This window comes from Paenibacillus sp. CFBP13512, from assembly GCF_005233705.1.
Taxonomy (GTDB): domain Bacteria; phylum Bacillota; class Bacilli; order Paenibacillales; family Paenibacillaceae; genus Saccharibacillus; species Saccharibacillus nuruki.
Map to the genome: position 1 here is coordinate 201,536 of NZ_QGAD01000002.1, position 20,564 is coordinate 222,099.

Consider the following 20,564-nt stretch of genomic DNA (forward strand, 5'->3'; position numbering starts at 1 on the left):
AATAAGCATGGGTTACTTTTTCTGAGCAGCTAGATAACGATCGTATTGAGCTTGTTTGTTAGCAATCACTTGATCGATATTCATACTTTTGAGCGTATTGATATAATCATCGAATTGATCCAATCCTAGACTACCACTAACAAATTTGAAATTCATTTCTTCAACATAAGTCGTAATATCAGGCATCGACATACTATCTGTACTTGCTTCTTCCGGTAAAGCATAGACAAACGGGAACGGAGGATGAATATACGATTCTAACTTTTTATCTAATTCAGAATGCCATGCAGGCACTAACGCATCTGCGGATTCAGCCGATTGAATATTAGGTAAATTGACAGGACCTATGCCTAGCTTCTGAATATAGTCATTGTCTTGTCCTTTGGTTGTAAATTGTTTTTTGCCATCTTTTTCTGTATACGTATCGTCTTTGATTCCCCAGGTATAATACGTTTGTGCTTCTTCACTAACTGCATAATCTAGAAATTTAAATGCTAACGCAGGATTTTTACTATCTCTTGAAATACCGAAAATACCACTTACCGGTGTGCGTCCGACATAAAATTGATCTCCGTTGGGTCCTTTAAGCGGAAGAATACCTTTGAAGATCGGCTCTTTCGGATTGTAATCTTTGAATAATGGGCTATAGACCATCGACATATACCAGCTAAAATTAAACGTAGCTCCTGTTACATTCTGCGAAATTCTTGAAGTCACCTGATCGCTGGTTGTACTTGCATAATCGACCCCTAACAATCCTTCTTTGTATAGACTATTAAGGTAGGTTAAGTATTGCTTGTAAGCAGGTTCATTATAACTAAAATGCACTTTTCCTTGATCATCCGCATAAAATTGGTTCGACAAATCTAATCCAAATACAGGACCAAATGCCATTTCTAAAAACTTAGGTTCCATCGACATTGGAATTTCATCTGCTTTGCCATTTCCATTCGGATCTTTTGCTTTAAATTGGCGCAACATCTCGGTAAATTCATCCAGTGTAGTCGGTTCTTGTAACCCTAATGTTTGGAGCCATCGTTCATTCACCATAAACACAGGCATATAGTTTTTAGTGAGCGTCTGCTGCGGAACATAATACATTTTCCCACTTGGTGTAGTTAGACTTGCTTTGACATCTGGTGATTGGTCATAGATTTTTTTCAAATTCACACCATATTTTTCGTACAATTCATCAATCGGAATCACAATACCACTATTGATATATTTCATCAATTGATCTTGATCAGGCATATAAATAATATCAGGCAAGTCTACACCTGCGGCAAGTCTTGGATTTACTGCATCAGCATAGTTTTGAGGCGGAATAAGATCCCAATTGGCTTTGATACCAGCATTATCAGTAATTTTTTGTACGATTTGGGCATGTGCTAGATCGACATTGGTTGTCCACGCATTGGTGGCAAGTATCGATAACTCTGCATCCTTTATCGCTGTAACAGGTCCTTTCCCTGTATATGTAAAGTTCGGTTCTGCTTCCATTGGGGCACTGGTCTGTGCTCCATTCCCTGCGCTATTACAACCTGCTATCCCTGCTGCTAATACAGTCACCAGTACTAATTTGCCTACTTTTTTAGCCTTCATCCTTCTTGCCCCCTTTATGATCATCCATCTGTAGTGCATTCCACTTCATAACACATTGCTCATCTATTTATCCTTTGACTGCACCCAATGTAATCCCTTTAACAAAATAACGTTGAATAAATGGATAGATCGTTACAATAGGCAAAATACTGACCACGATAGACACATAACGTACTTGCAATGTCGATACTGCTAATGCACTAGTAGACATAGATCCGCCCATTTTCTGCATCACTTCAGGTGAAGCCATAATTAATACTCTGCGCAAAAACATCTGTAACGGTTGTAAGTCCTGTTTGCCCAGATATAACAGAGCCGAGAAAAAGTTGTTCCAGTGATAGACTGCATAATATAGCGTCAATACTGCCAGTGTAGGCTTAATGATCGGAATCGCTAATTTGAATAACATCGTAATATCGTTCGCTCCATCAATGTTAGCGCTCTCAAATATTTCATTCGGTATGCCTTCAAAAGCAGATCGGCAAATCATGACATTGAACGTGATCACCAGTACAGGTAGCACCATTGCCCAGCGTGTATTGTAGAGCCCTAATGAAGTAATCAACATATAGACTGGGATCAATCCACCGGAAAAGTACATTGTAAAAGCGATAAAGAAGTTCAATTTGCGGCGTAAAAAGAATCGAGGTCTGGATAAAGGAAAAGCCGCCAAACAGGTAAACAAAATATTCAGCACCGTACCTACAACCGTATACCAGAGCGTATTATAAAACGACACCCATAACTCTTGGTACTGCAATACCATTTTGTAGCCCGATAACGTGAACCCTACTGGAAATAAAATCACTTTCTGTTGATCTATCGCTTCGACCGAACTAAATGAAATACTCAGCACATACAAGAACGGATACAAAGTCACAATAATTGCGACAATCGTCATCAAGTAAATCAACCCGTAAAAGGTGCGATCACTTAATGATTTTCTAGTCGTAAAGGTGTTGCTGTTGATATTCACATACGGACGATGTGGACTGTCGAGCATAGACTTTTTCATGGGCGTCTCCTTTTGTCTATCTGGTGGCTAACCTGTATCAAAATCTACCAGAGAGACATATTGGTCATACGTCTTGTGATCCGGTTCACTGTGAATACAAGTACAAAAGTAATAATTGAATTAAACAAACCTACCGCTGTGGCAAATCCATAATTCTGTCCTTCTATTCCCATTCGATACACATAGGTGGATAATACATCTGCCGTCTCATACGTTGCACCGTTGTACAATAAATATACTTTTTCAAAACCTACACTCATAATGCCACCCAGAGATAACAGCAACAAAATAACAATCGTAGGCTTAATACTAGGTAACGTCAGATGCCACAATTCTTGAAATTTACTAACGCCATCAATCTTACCCGAATCATACATTTCAGGATCAATACTCATAATCGCAGCGATATAGATAATGGAACTGAATCCAAAACTTTGCCAGATTTCAGAACTGGTAAAAATCGTTCGAAACCAACCCGCTTCCATCATAAAATTAACTTTTTCCATACCGAATCTTGCTAACAATGTATTCACAATTCCATCAGCTGGGGATAAAAAATTAATTAACATACCTGCAACGACAACTGTGGATATAAAATGAGGTAAATACGTAATCGTTTGTGCGAATCGTTTGAAGACTTGATTTTTGATCTCGACGATACATACAGCGAACAAAATAGGAATACCAAATCCAAACAGTAGAGGTAAAAAAGCGAGTAAAAAGGTATTGCGTAACAACCGCCAGAAGTAGATCGAATGTACAAATTGAGCAAACCACTGTAGCCCTACCCAATCTCCACCGAAAATGCCATGTCCTGGTGTAAAGTTTTTGAAAGCAATCAGTACACCGGGCATAGGAATATACATAAAGATCACATAGTACACAAAAACAGGTGCAAACATAATCAATAAGTACTTATCACGCTTGATCAATTTCATCAGTGAGATTGATTTTTTACCCACTATATACCACTCCCTTTCACTACTTCAACCATTATAATTTCTCATAATCAACTTAATTACAACGTTGTAATTTTAGTATAAAAGATAAGAGTTATGAACAAAATATAAAAGGATTATCAATTTATCATGTATAAATATAATGACTCTCTTTTATCTTGTATATCTCTTTCACCTTTTAATTACAACGTTGTAATTTCAGTCTTTATGAATACGCTTACATTCGTTTTTGTTTATTCTAGCAGACTCTTTGTTTTTTGACAATCATTCTCTTTGAAATACATATTTATTATTTAGGACCTGCATTCGCTTGAACGATATTTGGTACATTAGCTGCTGGATCTAGTGAATAACTATACGGGAATGAAGTGCCACCCGGGAAGGCTGCTCCAGTAGCTGATGTGCCTGTGACTGCATTATACACATTATTGCGTTCATAGAATTTATAAGCATCTCCGTTGCTATCTAGACCGATCTGATTACTGTTATTCGTTTTGTAGAAATAGTTATTTTCCGAAAAAATATTGCCGCCACTACCGATCTGTGCTGCATTGTATTGTTGCTGTGAATAACCTTGTGCATTGTTGCCCGATGGTGTTGTACTGTTATCAAAATAGTTATCATACATATGCACATATCCACGTAACAACGGGCGTCCTTTCATATTCGGCCCGAACCAGTTATGATGCATAGTCACATGTAATTTGCCACCACCGTAAGTATAGGAATCATTTTTGTTCGAACCGATAATCAGTGCTAAACGTTCAGAAGCCAGATCTTGATTGCTTCCTACCCAGTTCCAGATCGGATTCGGATTCATATTCAACCAGCTGTCTGTAAAATAAAAGTGACTGTTCGACAAGGTAGCGTAATCTGAACCCTGTGAGATCACAAATAGATCATCACTGATATTATACATAGTGACATGATCGACTAAAATATTACTCGTGCGACGGAAAGAGACGCCCAAATAGTTAGTACCAATCCCGCCAGGCTGTGTATCTGCTCCGCTCAAATTTTGTAAATCTTTGATATTCCCATAAAACGTAATATTTTTGATGACTACATTTTCAATATTGGTTCCTGCCGGAAGATTTTCCCCACTAAATTTCAACTGAATATTTTGCAATACTGCACCACCACCGCTTGCGCCTTCAATCGTGGTATTATTCCAATTGGTTGTAGCAAACGTCAGTGTTAATGGTTTGGCTCCACCATAAATATTGCCTTTAATCACAATATGATGTTTACCTGCGTTAAACGCATTTTTCAATTCAGCAAGTGTAGTTACTGTAACAGCGGCTTCGTTCGATCCTGTTGTTGTTGCATAACCACCAGTCGATGCTGCATGTGTATAACTCATTGTGAATCCTGGAAATAACAATGTGGATAACATGATGACACTGAGTACGGACATCGTCATACCTGCGAAAGATTTTTTACTTCTTTTGGTCATTGTATACCCTCCTGAATGATGTATAGTGTTGCAGTTATACCCTGTCTGCTGAACTTTGTTCTATACCATTTCGCTACTTATCGTCTCCTTTCTATCGCTGATCCCATATTACTCTTTTGCGATGTATCCAATTATATATTTCTATGTATGTTTATTCCATATACGATTAACGATGTATTTTATGGTTCTATTTTCATATTCGATCTAATAAGAAATAGATTATTTAATTCAATAATTACATATAAGAATAGCGAAAATGATATCTTATCTTTATTTTTCAGTAAACGGTCAAATAAACTCGATGAAAGTGCAAAAAGAAAATGAGTTATCCACAATCTTAAAAACGTGTTTTTATAGAGGTCAAATTAAATTTTTACCCGCTTGTGGATATGAAAAACGAATACCAAATATCCTTATCTGTCTGATCGTCCATATTCACCAACGCACAAAAAAAGGATCAGAAAAGTATAGTTACATACTTTTCCAATCCTCTGGATCACACTATATTTACGGATGCTGGAATTACCTGTTCAACACTATTAGAAATGAAAGCCGACCCGACCTTCACTGTTTTGAAGCCAGACACCTTTACGACTCTTATCTAGCTCTCCACGTAGCCCTTGAATCAATTCTTTCATATCCAATTGACCATCTTCATGCCAGTGTAATGCTGCTGAGATATATAATTCGCCCAGTTGAGCAAAGGTAAATCCTTCGGTTAATTTGGCTGTTTCCTGTACAATCTCTTCTCCTGCAAATTCATGCAGACGTTTGCGATAGAAAAATTCAGAACGCAATTTCTCATCAGGTAGCACAATCTCATAAGCACGATCAAATCGTCCTGCACGATTCATCAAACCTGGATCGATTTTTTCAGGATAATTGGTTGTTCCAATCAGAAATACGCCTTCTTTGGAAGTAGCTCCATCCAGTGTATTTAAGAAGAACGAACGTGCGTCTTTGGGCATCGAGTCGATATCTTCGATCACCAGTACCATCGGTGTCATCCGAACAGCGGCATCGAACACTTCTTCGATCGATTCACTGCTTGTATACTCGGTAATCTGCCAGTATGCTACAGGTCCCGGCACGCTACCAGCGATTGATTTCACAAGGGTTGTTTTACCATTACCCGGATGCCCGTATAGTAAAATACCACGTTTATACGGAATATCATATGTTTTGTAAAAGGAACGATCTTCTGCAAAAAAGCGATCTAGCGAACGATAAATATCTTGTTTGATCTCTGGAGCCATAATCACATCATCACGAGAAACCGCACGACTCACCGGCTCCATTTGGCGATTAATGCCATGACGTGTATCTGTAAACACTGTCACACGGCGCAAACTTTGTTCACGTTGACGCACACGGACATCACCTAGAAATTTCAATAATGATTCATCACTTGTGGCGAAAACAAGATCTTCACTACTCACACCATGTGGACGAAATACAGGCATACGTGCTAATGCTACGCCTGCTTGCGCATACGCAAATACATTATTCATTACAGATGGATGTACACAATAATCTGGCTCTGTACGATCTCCATCATAGACAAAAGTACGTTCTTCCAAACGATCGTAAATACGAATCACATGTTCTACATCAGTACTGCTATGACGTAAATCTTCATCAAGCAACTCCCAATATTCGGTATTCGGATCACTGCTTGAATATAATTTATAAGTCACTCCATAACGCGATGTTAACGATTCTTCGATGCCTTTAATGACCCGTGCATAATCTGCATATTCGGTAGGTAATTTTTGTTCATCGGTTGTATAAATTACAATCGCTTCAGGAGTGTTTTCACTTTCAATCGGTTCTACATTTGTATGACTTGTCTGAAAAAGTGAATCCATTCATTTGGCCCCCTTGATTGCCGCAAGCGGCTTACATTTTGCCACGACAGAAGCAAGTCCTGCTCCTGTGACACTTTCAATAATTTGATCGACATCTTTATAGGCTTGTGGTGATTCATCTAATATCGATTCCAGTGAACGCTGATTGACGACGATCTCATCGGCTGTTCCTACTTTGAGTGAACTAGCAAATTGATCGACAGTCACTAATTTTTTGGTGGCTGAGCGAGAGCGGGCTCGTCCTGCTCCATGACAGATCGAATAATAGTTGTCATATCCACCGGGTTGACCCACCATAATATACGATGAGGTTCCCATCGAGCCGGGAATCAATGCTGGATGCCCTGTTGCTAGATATGGCTTCGGATTACCAGCATGACCAGCTGGCAGTGCACGAGTGGCGCCTTTACGATGGATAAATACAGCTCCTTCATCCCGTTCTTCTGCCCAAGCGTAATTGTGCATCAGATCATACAATGTACGCATCTCACATCCATTACCAAATACATCACGGAATGCTTCACGGATACTGTAAGCGATCAGATGACGATTCACTGTCGCATAATTAAGCGCAGAATACATCATATTGACGTAATACTGACCTTCTGGATGAGCTAACGGTAGAAAAGCCAGTCTAGGATCAGCAGTCCCTAGTCCCAAGCGTTGCATCTGCGACAGCATTACTTGATTGCTTTCCTGACTGATACTTCCTCCCCATGAACGAGAGCCTGAATGAATCATGACAACGATTTGTCCATCACTCATGCCCCATGCTTCAGCAATATGGCGATGTTCTTCATCAATCTCAAGCGCTTGAATCTCTGCAAAGTGATTGCCACCACCAAGTGTACCCAGTTGACGATGCGCTCTACCCCATGTCTGATCACGCACACCATTTAACACTTCTTCATTAAAAGAAAAACGACTTTCTTCTACATGCGTCAGTGATGTGGATTTCTTCGGTGTATAACTGTCAGGTATATATTTGTTAGGTAGACCGTGTAACCCTTTACGTACCACATGTTCCAATCTCAAATCTGCAAAATGTCCACGCTGTTGTGATTCCATCGGCAGATACTTTTCGATGGTTTTGACTAATTTACGACGCAATTTCACGTCTTGTAGATCATTACGATGCAGGTTGGTCAAATGCACACGCATCCCGCAGCCTATATCGCTTCCTACAATCGAAGGCGATACATAACCAGCACTCGCATCCCAGACCGCGGTTGTGCCAATACAGGTGCCGATGCCTACATGAACATCAGGTGTATACCCCATATACTGAATACCCGGGATTTGTAAATTGTTATTGGCCATATTAAATACTTTATAGTCCAATCCTGCAAATAATTCTGGATTGGCGTAAACATGTACACTTCCCGCAGGAAGCTTCACTTCATGAATATAAGAAGATGATATTGGAGTACTCATAATCGGTAAAACCTCTTTCAAGTCAGCCCCTCTAGTTCTAAAGGGGCTTCTTTATTATTGTAAACGAGTCTGCTTACAAAAGCGAAACTTCGTTTGGATAGGCATATTGCAATGCTTCGCGGAACAACTGATCCAGTAGATCATCTTGTAATTGTTCCGAAGTCGACATGTGCACGACCTGTTGTTCTAAAATATCGATCATATCGGTTAAAAAATACTGGATCGATGGAATTTGTTGCTCTAGATTAAGCTCTTCGCCTGCTTTTTTGCGAGTCAATAACTGATCAATATCACTACGTAATTGCCCCGGTGGCAACATCTCTTCAATCAACTCATCAAAGCTTACAGGTGGCATCGTTCCTTTTTGATCTATCCATAAGCAAGCTAAGATCGGACGCAATACATAAAAGTATTTTTTGATCTTAACGGTATCCCCTTGCAAATACCCACGGAAGTTCCCTTTTGCCATATGCAGGTAATGATACATGCAAGACCGAGGAGAAAAATGAGTCGGCGAAACGTTTCGAATTCGCTCAGCAAGTGAACCATTTTCAGCATATTGAATAGGAGAATGCAACCATTCCATCAATGGTGGATTGGATTTGCGGAACAGATTCAGTGCTTTGCGCAAGTCCCAACCGTTGATATCTAACTGCTCACTGATTGGATATTCGATAACGTCTCGCCTGTTGAAAATCGACAAATACCATTCTGGAGGATGCACATAAATAAAGCGCACATCATAATCGCTATCTTGAGAAGGGAACCCCCATGCACGGCTACCGGATTCACAAGCATATAAAATACGAACTTGTTGTTCTTGTTCAATACGTTTTAATTCAGTCTGAATGATAGAAGTCATGGCTTGAGTTACGGACATGATCGATCACTCCTTTCATATGAAGGGGATGGGTGAAAATTCACTTACATTTGGCGGTTGGTGATGAAGACCGCTACAGAAATAGAATGGTTCTTGTCGTCACGGGTGAAATGGAATCCCTTGATGAGACTGCAAGCAGCCTGGATTCCATCTCAAAGACGAGTGCTGCGCTCTTTCAGAATCCATTCTATTTCTTTCGCCCTGTGCTAGATGGTACTTTTCCGCTTGTGTAGAAACGATTGAGTTAGAGCGTTATTTATTTTCTCCTTTTGGGGGAGATAGCTGCTTTTAAGAATAGTTGATTATTTGTTAGTATTTCTTGGTTATGATTGGGTTGATGATAGAATTTAGTAATAGTCTAAATTTGGTATTGGTTCTATACATTGAAAAAGTTCAGTTTATTTTGAGATGTTGGATATTTTTATCGTTTATAAATAAGACGGTTGAGCGTTGGAAATGGTTTTATTTTTTCTTTTATGGTTTTGTCTATTTAATAGATTTTAGATATACATATATAAATGGTTATTGGGTTAACTGTTATGGATGATAGCTGAATGGTGTCATATCTTAACTTTATGTTTTAGATGTTATTTAAATCCTTTTTATAAACTTTATGGATGTTTATGACACAAAAAAACCGCGACCTCTGTAACGGTCTGCGGCTGGTGGTTTATAGGCAAATAGGTGTAACGGCACTATTTGCGATCGAATAAACCCTGCATATTTAATTAGATGCCTATTGAGATTAGGGGCACTGATTGAATAAGGAAATAGGTAGCTAGTTAGCATTGAATATACACAATATGCGTATAAGTAACTGGTTCAATATAGACTACGCTTAATGATTTCCGTATTGCAGTTTATGTCGTCCGTAAGAGATTGATGAACATGAAGCAAGAGTATGAAGTTTTCAAGCAGCGATTAATATGACGTTCATCCTGTGTTAACCCTAGATCATACTGCTGACCCGGTTGATAGGTATTCTGCATATTCATATCTTTACGTAAGATCATGTTCCTCAACCTCCTTCCTGTTTATAATATAGCCATCATACTCGGTATATTTTGAAATTGTCAATTCCATATTTGGAAAATAGGTCTATAGACATAACCTTTTTGGAATAGATGAAATTTCTATTTTCGGGTAATCCTCCATATTGATCATAGTGAAAAATGATAGTTTGTATGTAATTTACAATAAAAACATATATTGATGATTGATAAGTAGATGAGCAATATAATTCATCTTCTATTAACAAATGTCTGATATAATGCTTTATTAGTGTAAAGAATTGTTAGGGATAATTGGGGTGAATACATGTCTAAAGAACGGATCAATGAGTGGGCATTGCTACGTGGTTTTGCCTTTTTGGCGGTGGTGATGCAACATTCGATTGGTGAATATATTTATCGAAGTGGCATTATCCAAGCCGATTCTATCATGCTAGGTATGCTTTATCATTTTACACGGTTTGGTACATTAACGTTTGTATTTTTAGCAGGTGCGATTTTATTTTATCAATATGGAGATGGACGACCTTATCGTTCGGTGATCCTTCGGCGCATTGGTGATATCTATATTCCATTTGTTGTATGGACAATTATTTACTGGATTGTAATGCAATGGATATTCAAAGTTCCATTGTTACGAGCAGACAGTGTACAAGATATTGTAGGGCAGTTATTTGCTCCGACCAATGGATATCATCTGTGGTTTGTTATTATGATCTTTCAATTTTATCTGCTATTTCCGTTGTTCCGCTGGCTAGGTAAGCAATTTGGAACTCATGTACTCGCTCATCGTTCGTCACAACAGCAACAACGGCGTATTATCATAATGTTAGTGGTGATCGGAATCGTGTACGGATGGATCATGTGGTTATGCTATTATGCTATGCCTACATGGACAGTTGAAGGCATTTGGAAAATCGTTTTAGAACATCGTACCAGTGAATTTATATTTTACTTTTTTTATTTTGTACTTGGTGGGATCTGTGGTTCAGCGATTCAGCGCTGGAGAGCCCTTATGCTCAAAATATTGCCATGGACAGCTCTTGCTTTTGGAATCATGTATATCTGGTTAGGCTACGATCTGTTACGTTTTGATCCTGTAGCTATCAATCTTAATGTTTCTACGTATCTTAAACCGACTACTTTTATAGCTGTAGTCAGTCATATGTTGTTGATGTATGGATTAGCGTTAATACTGGTGGAACGAAAAGGCGTGATCGTACGCTTTTTACAGTGGTGTGGTCGTTACTCGTTCGGAGGTTATTTATCTCATGCACTGATTCTGATGGGCGTGTCTTATTTTACACGTCAGATTACAATGCCCGGGCTGAATCTAATCATGACGATACTGACTTTTATGGTTGTCGCTCCTACAGCGATAGTGTTAACGAGCTTTCTGTCACGATTACCGGGAGGGCAATGGTTAACCGGATCAGCTGGCAAAAAAAGCAAACCGGCTATCCCTTCTCATGCCACCAGACCTTCATCCACATTACCTCAAGACTCCTAAACAAACTAAAACCGCTATGCTCTCTATACTCAGAGAACGTAGCGGTTTTTTAGTTATACCATGGTAGTGATGCAGCACAATGCCATCACTATTTCATGCCGAAAACGGTGTTCAACTTCATCATTTCAAGCACAGGATAAGTCCCTATTAAAGGGGCAAACGAACAGAGAATTCTGTCCATTCTTCATCACTCTCAACCCGAATAATACCACGATGTTTGGCTAGAATTTTCTGCACAATCGCTAGACCTAACCCTGAATTTTTGCGGTTAAGCGGCTTCGTACTGAACCCTGCTTCAAAGATTTGCTGTTTTAATTTTTCGGGAATCGGATTGCCATTATTTCCGACTGTAAATGTTAGTTGTTCTCCACGAACACGTCCGGTCACTTTAACCATTTTCTCAGGACGGTCTGTTTCACTTACAGCATCAAAAGCATTATCGATCAAATTACTCACAATTTTGACCAATTCGGTGGACTTCACTGTTCCAAATTGTACCGATTTGAGATTACTGATATCGTATTCGAACTTAATACGACGATCATAGGCTTGTGTCGTCTTCGCTTGAATCAATGCCGATAATGCCGGTAGATTAATATTGATAATCTGATTCATGGCGATTGATTCGCCGACCAATTCAGCTGTATACGTAGATAGATCATCGTACTTTTTCATTTTGACCAATAATTGAATCGTATTCACATGATTATTGAAATCATGACGTTGTTCTTTGATCGAGTTAAATAGCGCATCTATATTTTCCAAATAGACGTTTTGTACACTTTGTGCCGCTGCTTCTGTACGACGATTCAGAATCGTAATCAATCCTAATACCAAAGCAATAATCGCAACCGAACAAGCAGAAATAGTCAGGGTTAACCTGATTAATTGCTCATTCAGTGTCTGTTGTACTTCAGTCAGATCAGACACTACGGTGATAATCGCCGGGTACGTCAGCTCCACGGGAATAAAGGTTTTGAGCACCGGAACATTATCAAATTCGTCGGTAATCGATATCGTATTTCCTGATTTATTAACTTGCTTAATATTTGTTTTGTCGGTTGCACTCTTATACGAATAATCGTTATATAATGTCTCATTGTCTGAATACCAGATGACACCGCGCGAATTGAATTGATTGGCTTGATCGAGAAAGATAGGTGGATTAAAAATAGCGATCCCCAATGTCTGTCGACTGCGCTCTCCATTCAATATTTCACGAATAATCGCTTCTACACCTGTATTTTCCTGATATTGCCGGACCGATTTGTCATTGGTATAGACGTTAATAACATAATTAGTAGATCCATCATAATAATAGCCCCACTTCTCACCCGCCGAGTTCGCATTATCTACTTTGGAGATCATCGGTGCTCCCCAATAATCAGGAAGCTTCTGCCCGATCTCAACCGTAGGTATTTTGCCAGCCAGCAATTCTTGAACCGCTTTGAGCCAATCGGCTCGCCATTCTTCTTTGACAGCTAGTTCACTAGGATCAGAAGATCGTACAGGTACAATATTATTACCAGAAGGAGCTAAGAGTGTAATTCGATCCACACCCACTTGTTTACTCACTTCAGCCAATTGCTTATTGGTAATATTGTTCATGTCTGTCCCAATTTTAGATTGTGCAGCCTGCGCTGCCATTCTCAAGTTCTCCCCGATCAAATCCTCTACAAAAGCTTCGCCACTTTGAGATAACTTGATAGACGATCTAATTTGATCTGTGATTGCACGCATATTTTGTTCCTGAACCGAAATTAATGCTTTTCGCGTTGTTACGTAATAGGTAGTATTCACAATAATCAAGACAACTGTCATAACAGCCAAAATATATACAGTCACCGGAAAAGGTTTGGGTAACAGGCTCTTACGTTGTTTCATTTTAGCAAATTAACCCCCATCTATATCAGCACTTACTCCATGCCTTTTAGCCATATTAAAATCTTAAATGTCCGAATATCGACAAATTTCGATTCTTTTTTTAGTATCATACCATGAACAGCATAGGACTACACCTAATTTTCACAAAACTATACTATTAATTTATGGAAAAGATACCTTTATTTATTGTAACTGAGTGAACTAAATAAATCCATAAATAAAGGTCCTGTAAGCACTATTAATGCTATTCAGGACCTTTGTGGATAGAACCCAATCTATATTTTATGGTTAAGACTGATCTTTTTGCTGTTTGCGTTCAGCCCACCATTCCATATACTGATTTTCAAGCATATGGTATTCCTGTTGTTCGTACTGCTGACGCTCAGATAAAGAGATGACACTATCTTCATCATCGTAAATACGCCATAAATCTGTAAATAAATAGTCTTGGATCGCAATACATTGTCCTTGTTGTCTACCATTGACCCAAATGATGCCTTTTGTTGTACGCCTAATGATACGTACTTCGTCTATTGTACTTGCTTTTTGCCCCAAACGAATCATAGCTATCATTTGTCCAAACGTATACCACTGCATAGATAGATCGTCCTAGCGTTGAATTAATTTGAAATCATCATAATGGAATCCTGGTGCTACCACGCAAGATACAAATACAGGATCATTGCCTAATGGACGTGCCATTTGCCATTCTCCTGCTGGAATTAACACTTGTGGTGTCTGCCCGACTTCAATATCCATACCCAGAATCATTTTCTTGCCTTCTACGGGTTGATCGCCTTTACCACCTAATGTTAATTCAAGTGGACTACCGGAGTGAATCAACCACAATTCGTCTGAATGCACAACATGCCAATCCGAGATTTCATCGCCGTGCAGGATAAAATAGATCGATGTTGCTGAGAAACGTGGCCCTGAATATTGTTCAGGCAAAATATCTTTTGGAATTTCAAAAGAAGCTTTCCACATTTCTTTGTACCAACCGCCTTCACGGTGTTCGTTCATATCGAGTAATTTCACTAATGGAGATAAAGGTAATTTCGTTCCCATGTGCAATAACCTTCTTTCATCAAAGTTTGGAGTGTTGTGTTAATCAGCAATACTAATCAGGGGTTGCGTTGTAATCGTTACATTGCCTGCAATAGCGCGTGAGATCATACACGATTGCTCTGCTTTATGTGCCAGTACAGTCGCTTTCTCTACCTGATCGGCTGACTCTGTGTGGAGTACAATTTCCGGGCGATGAATAATCTGTTCATACGTAAAGATATTATTGGTTACATCTACAATACCTTCAGATTTCATCGTTAACTGTGCAACCGTAATACTCGAACGTTCAAGCATCGCTGCAAGTGTAATAATATAACAGGTTGCTGCTGCACCCAAAAGCATCTCATCCGGATTGGTTCCTGTACCCGGTCCACCCATAGGTTGGGGGATAGAAATCGCAGTTTTGAGATTGCCTGACTCAATCGTACCTTCACTGTTCCGTCCGCCATACCAATTCGCATCCAGTACAAATTGATGTTTCATTATGCGTTCATCTCCTTGCTTTGCTTACACACTTGATCTTGAACATTTTACCATATTCTATCGTATGTATCATTTCCAAAATAAAAACGTTCTTTCAATAAGCGTATTTGCGTATTGAAGAACGTTCTATAGATTTTATAAAATAGAGCGTCTGCTGCTTGACCATTCAAAAGTCTTTTTTGTAAAAGCGACGCATTCCCCAGAAGAATAAAATAACCGTATAAATACCAGCATAAAAAATAAATGTAGCAGACGGTGCTTGTCCAATCCCCATACCACCACGCATCTGCTGATCAATATTAAACATCCCTGCTAATTGATCTACATTTAACATTACAGCTAACATTTTGCGTTGGATGGCGTCTGCTGGCATCACCAATGAAATCATTCCTGTAATATTGTACAGAGAACGAGCCATTTCGGGCTTCATATCAGCTCCAGCAGATAATTTTTCCACCATACCCCCTAACCAACCTGCTCCATATAACATCGTCATAAATACACCATTTCCAAGTGCTGAAAATAATGTAGCGCCCAGTAAAGTCACAGTAACTAGTAGAGGTACGGTAAGCGCAAATAATAAAAACGATTGTATATGTAAAACAAGACTTTGCGGTACAGTCGCATAGGTGTTTGCAACAGCAACGATAGCAATATACAAAACTAAAGCATACACGATGCCAAATAAAGTGTATCCGAGCCAGCGTCCCAAATACCATTTCCAACGCTGAATTGGACGGGTTAACATCGATTGCATCATGCTAATCTCAGCTTCCCCAGATATCGAAGAAAAAGAACTAAAAATAATTAAAAAAGCTAAAATAAAACTTCCAAAAAAGAAACCTAACGTCAAAATAGAAGCTCCATTTATAAACTGCATCACTAACTGTTGACTGGGATCTATACCCGATGATTCCCCGAGAATTCGGGCAATAAATGAAAAAACAATAATAAATAACACAGTCATAATCAGTGTCATCATTACCACTTTTTTGCGCATTAATTCTTTCCAGGTCATACCAATCACTGTTGTCATTATTGCTCCCCCCTGTGACTTAGACCGGATACAGCATCCATAAACCACTCTTCTAATCGTTCTTTCACTGGTTCTACATTGTATAAGGTCATCCCTTGATTTACTATCAATGTATTCAACCAACCAATCTGTTCTTCATTATCTATCGTTGCTTCTAACCAAACAGTCTCTTGTCCTACAGGCAATACCGAAGTAGCCGATGTTATAGATGGATTCATATATCGCTTTATCGCAATACCGCTCGTCTCGCTTAACCACGGTAGAATCTCCGGTGTGAATCCGCCAACTTTAAAACGCCATTTGGTCTGTGTGTATAACACCTGACTGACTTGTCCATGACGCAAAATCTGTCCATTATTCAGTAAGGCGATGCGTTCACATATACTTTCTACTTCTTCTAATAAATGTGAATTTAAAAAGATCGTTTTACCTTCATTTTTTAAATTTTTAAGCAGTTCACGTACCTCTGAGCGACCTATCGGATCTAATGCAGAAGAAGGTTCATCGAGAAATAAAATAGGTGGATCATTGACTAATGCGCAAGCCATACCTAGGCGTTGTTGCATCCCTTTAGAGTAATGTTTGACTCTGTCTATTCCACGCTTACCGATACCGACTTGATCTAACAATTGCTTAATCCGTGGCTTAATCGTACTCTGATCCATACCACACAGACGACTATGCAATCGAACCACTTCTTCACCGGTTAACCATTCTTGGTAACGATACAGCTCAGGCAAATAACCGACATGTTGCTTAGCGGCTAAAGAACCAATCGGTTCTCCAAATAATGTAGCTCTTCCTGAAGTCGGTGCTGTTAATCCAACTAGCATTTTGACCAACGTACTTTTGCCTGCACCATTGGGACCGAGGAAGCCAAAGGCTTCCCCTTTTCCCACACTAATCGTTACATTGCGACAACCTCGACCATTATCATATTCTTTGGTTAATTGCTGAATATCGATCGCTACTGTATTCATGATTGGATCAACTTCTCAATTTCTTTTGTAAATGTTTCTTTGGTGTTAGATTTGTCTGCACTATTCAATTCAAACGTAAATAATTCTCCATTGTGAATCCATGTTGCACCATAAGCTGCTGTTGTATCATCATGATAATTGTATGTTGTAACTAAAACAGGTACTCCTGCTATGGTTACACGTTCATTTGTGCCATCTGATACTACAGGTAATGGCAATGAACCATCAATAATTTTATCACTTTGCAATCCATCTTTAAGGGATTGCGGTAAGAAAGGTAAATTAGCAATAGCTTTAAACACTTCCTCTGTTGAAACAGAAGCATCAAATTGTACAGTTGGAACTTTAGTTTGAGTTAACATTGCAAATCGATCTTCTGTAGTCATAGTGTATTCAATAGTCTCTGGAAAATGCATTGTAATCGGAGTATTGTTCAACGATTGAGGTAACAAATCTGTACCTCCTAGACTTTGGATCGCTTTGTTAATCTCATCAACATTCATATTTAATGTCTCTGTTCTTGAGCTTCGTACGTAAGCCGTGCTTTCATCATTTTTAGAAGCTTCTTTGATTAATGTGTAATTTAATAGCGTAGCTGCTTTTGAAGGATTAAAGTCTCCCTCTACTTTGCCATATGTTGAAGTGAATGTTCCAAAACGATTTTCACTTTCTCCTAAGTCACCTTTGCTTCTGTATTGATCAAACATATCAGACAATTGCTGGTCATCTACAGTCGTTAATGTCTGTACACGGAATTGATCTAACAGTGCAGCCATTGCATTATTTCCAAATGGAGTGGATATGACTGCTCCAGCAATCACACAAGCAGCAACACCTGTAGTCCATCTTTTGCGAGCAGAACTCATTTTACGGCGACGCTTAACTGTTGGTTCTGTTGACGAAATATGAGATTGTTCTTCATTCGGTTTTTTCATAGTATTTACACTCCTTTGAGATTGTTGTGGTTGTGATGGATCATCTATTTGAAATAATTGCGGTTCATTTGCCCATTGTTGCCATTTCGGATGTGGTGTCTCCGTGACAAGGCGACGTTGTAGTTTTTTCCAGGCTTCATCCGTCGCATGAGATGAATCTGTGGGTTCTGTAGGCTGAATGACACTCGGTTCATGCGGAAATTTGCTCACGTCTATTCCTCCTTTTGTGATTGATTTACGTAGACCGTAACATCTTTTTACGTAATTTATTGGTCGCTCGATGTAGTAGTGTACCGACAAGCAGTGGTTTGAGTTGAAGCTCTTCCGCAATCTCTGCGTAACTGTAACCCGAGTATTTCATCAGTAAAGCTTGTCGATCTCGTAGCGGTAATTGTTCTAACCATTCTTGTACTTCCGCTTGTTCCATTTGTTGAATGACCACATCTTCACCAGAAGGTGGAGAATGTTGAAGATCATAGTATTGTTCTTGTTTATTTTGCAGTCGGCGTTCTCTAGCCTTTTTATCCATATAATCATAAGCAATCCGTGTTAATACGCGGTGTAACCATGCCCCTATCGCTTGAGGGTCATCGGGTGGATTGCGATATAAACGTAGAAAGACTTCTTGTGCCAGATCGTCTGCTATCGCTTCATCCCGTAGTAAAGCATAAAGCTTGCGTTTGACGATCGGATAATGTTCATAAAATATCTGTTGAAATTGTTCCGGTTCCGGAATGTCCATGTTTTGCATGCTCCTTTCCGCTGCAGCTATAAGAAAGACGAGCTGTGTTTGATTTTTGTATCTATTCTGTATTTATTTATTTTTTGAAATGATTGAATCCGTCTATTTGCATAGTCTATTGGCATGATTTTCGACAATATCATACATAAATAAAAAAGGAATTTGTTAGTCAACATGTACAAAGTTCGATATAATAGCAAATAATCATCCAATATATTCAAATCATGTCGTATACTACCTATAATGAAAAGTATTTGGGATCTAAACGAATTTGAGGAGCGGACGCTAATGCTTTGGTTACAACCATTTGAACTTCAATTAGATGCTGTTTTTGAGGAAGCGAAGCAAAAAGTAGCCCATTTTCCAAAGCCATTAAATGAATTAGGATTAACCTATTTAGCCAAATTCGATATTCGTCAAAAACACAGCACCAAAAATTATGTCTGCTATTTGTTACCTTTCTGGATTGCAGACACTCTTCAAGCGTATCCAGCTTCAAATCTACATTCTACGACTGTACCTGTCTCCAGATCTGTATCTTCCCTTCAATCATTGCCTGAATTATCTCATCGTATGGGCGTAGCCAATATATTTTGTATGCTTCATTTTTTTATTCAAGATGATCTGATGGATACGCCCAATCTACCTGCTGATCAATTACATGATCTTATCCCGCTCAGTCAGTTATTTTGGAATGAGTTTGTTAGTATCTGTGGCGAAAATCTAGGGGATCATTCTTTATTCTGGTCATATTACAAGCAATTTTTAGCACAATGGGCAAGCGCTGTCTACAATGAAGCAGAGTCAGATTATTTGTTCCAACAACCTGAAATGATTGCTGGTAAAGTCAGTCCGCTCAAAATTTCGCTTATTGCTATGTTGCTTCAGTCGGATCGTATGGATATGTTACCTGATCTATTACATCAACTGGATCAAGCACTTATCGTTCTGCAAATGAATGATGATCTTACGGATTGGGAAGAAGATATGGTCGAACGCAATTATAATTGTCTGCTTGCTTTTATTCGTCATGAGGCTGTTGAACAGAAACAAGCTTTATTTACAGATAAAGTGACTCCTACTCAAGTGCAGCAAGCAATTTATGATCAAGATGTGCTTCAGCGGTATGCTCAGTATGCTGAATCTTCTTTTACCGAGGACCCTTCATCCTTTGGTTCAGAGTCTTTAATCGCCTTTCGCAACTATTTAATTACACAACTATACCAAGCAGCATCTTCGGTAAATGACGCTCGAAATACCCTTTTACAGGGTAGCCTACTGTACTATATCCAAAAAGACCTGACATCTTCATAGATTTTTAGAATTAGACATGATACACTTATTAGGTAATTATAACCATTTGAGGGAGGAAGATTAATATGTCCAGCCAAGCTATTTTTCAAGCACAGGTTATTCAAAAGGCATGGGAAGACCCTAGTTTTATGGAGATGTTAAAAACCGATCCAAAAACAGCATTAAAAGATGTATTAGGTATTTCTTTCCCGGATCATGTGCAACTGAAAACGGTTGAAGAAAAAAGCGATGAGTTCTATTTGGTCATTCCTCCGAAGCCTTCATCTATGATGGCTGATGCTAAAGTGAAAGTTGATGCTGGTTGGTAATATTCCTCTTTGATACTTGTATGTTCTTTTATACTTAAAACACATAGGCTATTTCACACAAAAAAACTGTTAAACTCTTC

At 38.9% G+C, this 20,564-nt stretch carries 19 protein-coding genes; 3 read left to right on the forward strand and 16 right to left on the reverse strand.

Annotation, left to right across the window (positions count from 1 at the left end; all coding sequences use genetic code 11):
* Window positions 1-12: 12 nt before the first annotated feature.
* From PaeCFBP13512_RS03250 to PaeCFBP13512_RS23165, 8 genes are all read right to left on the reverse strand, one after another.
* On the reverse strand, window positions 13-1,602 hold the full coding sequence (locus PaeCFBP13512_RS03250) for an extracellular solute-binding protein (RefSeq protein ID WP_137221119.1): 1,590 nt from the start codon (window positions 1,600-1,602) through the stop codon (window positions 13-15).
* 67 nt (window positions 1,603-1,669) lie between these two features.
* The gene (locus PaeCFBP13512_RS03255; protein ID WP_241669256.1) at window positions 1,670-2,617 is read right to left on the reverse strand and encodes a carbohydrate ABC transporter permease; all 948 of its coding nucleotides are present in this window, start codon (window positions 2,615-2,617) and stop codon (window positions 1,670-1,672) included.
* Window positions 2,618-2,661: 44 nt separating this feature from the next.
* Window positions 2,662-3,555 carry an ABC transporter permease gene (locus PaeCFBP13512_RS03260; protein ID WP_069326856.1) on the reverse strand — a complete coding sequence of 298 codons (894 nt, stop codon included), beginning with the start codon at window positions 3,553-3,555 and terminating at the stop codon, window positions 2,662-2,664.
* A gap of 310 nt (window positions 3,556-3,865) precedes the next feature.
* Window positions 3,866-5,032, reverse strand: a complete 1,167-nt coding sequence (locus PaeCFBP13512_RS03265; protein ID WP_206665594.1) for a pectate lyase family protein — start codon at window positions 5,030-5,032, stop codon at window positions 3,866-3,868.
* 539 nt (window positions 5,033-5,571) lie between these two features.
* Complete coding sequence (locus PaeCFBP13512_RS03270) at window positions 5,572-6,858, reverse strand: AAA family ATPase (RefSeq protein WP_069326858.1); 1,287 nt, start codon at window positions 6,856-6,858, stop codon at window positions 5,572-5,574.
* A gap of 42 nt (window positions 6,859-6,900) precedes the next feature.
* On the reverse strand, window positions 6,901-8,334 hold the full coding sequence (locus PaeCFBP13512_RS03275) for an RtcB family protein (RefSeq protein ID WP_137221124.1): 1,434 nt from the start codon (window positions 8,332-8,334) through the stop codon (window positions 6,901-6,903).
* A gap of 73 nt (window positions 8,335-8,407) precedes the next feature.
* Complete coding sequence (locus PaeCFBP13512_RS03280; RefSeq protein ID WP_069326658.1) at window positions 8,408-9,214, reverse strand: nucleotidyltransferase domain-containing protein; 807 nt, start codon at window positions 9,212-9,214, stop codon at window positions 8,408-8,410.
* Between the two features lie 860 nt (window positions 9,215-10,074).
* Window positions 10,075-10,227 (reverse strand): hypothetical protein, encoded by a 153-nt coding sequence (locus PaeCFBP13512_RS23165; RefSeq protein ID WP_161594197.1) that lies wholly within the window; start codon window positions 10,225-10,227, stop codon window positions 10,075-10,077.
* 304 nt (window positions 10,228-10,531) lie between these two features.
* On the opposite strand from PaeCFBP13512_RS23165, the gene PaeCFBP13512_RS03285 reads away from it, so the two are divergent.
* A complete protein-coding gene (locus PaeCFBP13512_RS03285; protein ID WP_137221126.1) occupies window positions 10,532-11,734 on the forward strand; it encodes an acyltransferase in 1,203 nt (400 codons plus the stop codon).
* 147 nt (window positions 11,735-11,881) lie between these two features.
* Here the strand turns inward: PaeCFBP13512_RS03285 and PaeCFBP13512_RS03290 are convergent, their stop codons facing one another.
* The 8 genes from PaeCFBP13512_RS03290 to PaeCFBP13512_RS03325 all read right to left on the reverse strand — a co-directional run bounded on the left by PaeCFBP13512_RS03290 (window position 11,882) and on the right by PaeCFBP13512_RS03325 (window position 18,862).
* Window positions 11,882-13,618, reverse strand: coding sequence for a sensor histidine kinase (locus PaeCFBP13512_RS03290; protein ID WP_069326660.1), 1,737 nt, complete (start codon window positions 13,616-13,618; stop codon window positions 11,882-11,884).
* A gap of 288 nt (window positions 13,619-13,906) precedes the next feature.
* Window positions 13,907-14,215 carry a hypothetical protein gene (locus tag PaeCFBP13512_RS03295; protein ID WP_137221128.1) on the reverse strand — a complete coding sequence of 103 codons (309 nt, stop codon included), beginning with the start codon at window positions 14,213-14,215 and terminating at the stop codon, window positions 13,907-13,909.
* 12 nt (window positions 14,216-14,227) lie between these two features.
* Window positions 14,228-14,686: a cupin domain-containing protein gene (locus tag PaeCFBP13512_RS03300; protein WP_137221130.1), complete on the reverse strand. Its 459-nt coding sequence runs from the start codon at window positions 14,684-14,686 to the stop codon at window positions 14,228-14,230.
* Between the two features lie 39 nt (window positions 14,687-14,725).
* A complete protein-coding gene (locus PaeCFBP13512_RS03305) occupies window positions 14,726-15,169 on the reverse strand; it encodes an OsmC family protein (protein WP_137221132.1) in 444 nt (147 codons plus the stop codon).
* A 166-nt stretch (window positions 15,170-15,335) separates the two neighbouring features.
* The gene (locus PaeCFBP13512_RS03310; protein WP_083243380.1) at window positions 15,336-16,205 is read right to left on the reverse strand and encodes an ABC transporter permease subunit; all 870 of its coding nucleotides are present in this window, start codon (window positions 16,203-16,205) and stop codon (window positions 15,336-15,338) included.
* Window positions 16,205-17,185 (reverse strand): ABC transporter ATP-binding protein, encoded by a 981-nt coding sequence (locus tag PaeCFBP13512_RS03315; protein WP_137221134.1) that lies wholly within the window; start codon window positions 17,183-17,185, stop codon window positions 16,205-16,207. The genes PaeCFBP13512_RS03310 and PaeCFBP13512_RS03315 overlap by 1 nt, the downstream gene beginning before the upstream one ends.
* Window positions 17,182-18,330, reverse strand: coding sequence for a hypothetical protein (locus PaeCFBP13512_RS03320; protein ID WP_137221136.1), 1,149 nt, complete (start codon window positions 18,328-18,330; stop codon window positions 17,182-17,184). The genes PaeCFBP13512_RS03315 and PaeCFBP13512_RS03320 overlap by 4 nt, the downstream gene beginning before the upstream one ends.
* Before the next feature lie 25 nt (window positions 18,331-18,355).
* Window positions 18,356-18,862 carry a sigma-70 family RNA polymerase sigma factor gene (locus tag PaeCFBP13512_RS03325; RefSeq protein ID WP_069326666.1) on the reverse strand — a complete coding sequence of 169 codons (507 nt, stop codon included), beginning with the start codon at window positions 18,860-18,862 and terminating at the stop codon, window positions 18,356-18,358.
* A gap of 288 nt (window positions 18,863-19,150) precedes the next feature.
* On the opposite strand from PaeCFBP13512_RS03325, the gene PaeCFBP13512_RS03330 reads away from it, so the two are divergent.
* Together PaeCFBP13512_RS03330 and PaeCFBP13512_RS03335 are read left to right on the forward strand one after the other, a co-directional pair.
* Window positions 19,151-20,176 (forward strand): hypothetical protein, encoded by a 1,026-nt coding sequence (locus PaeCFBP13512_RS03330; RefSeq protein WP_137221138.1) that lies wholly within the window; start codon window positions 19,151-19,153, stop codon window positions 20,174-20,176.
* Between the two features lie 65 nt (window positions 20,177-20,241).
* Entirely contained in the window at window positions 20,242-20,484 is a 243-nt protein-coding gene (locus PaeCFBP13512_RS03335) for an NHLP leader peptide family RiPP precursor (protein WP_069326668.1), read from the forward strand.
* Window positions 20,485-20,564: the final 80 nt, after the last annotated feature.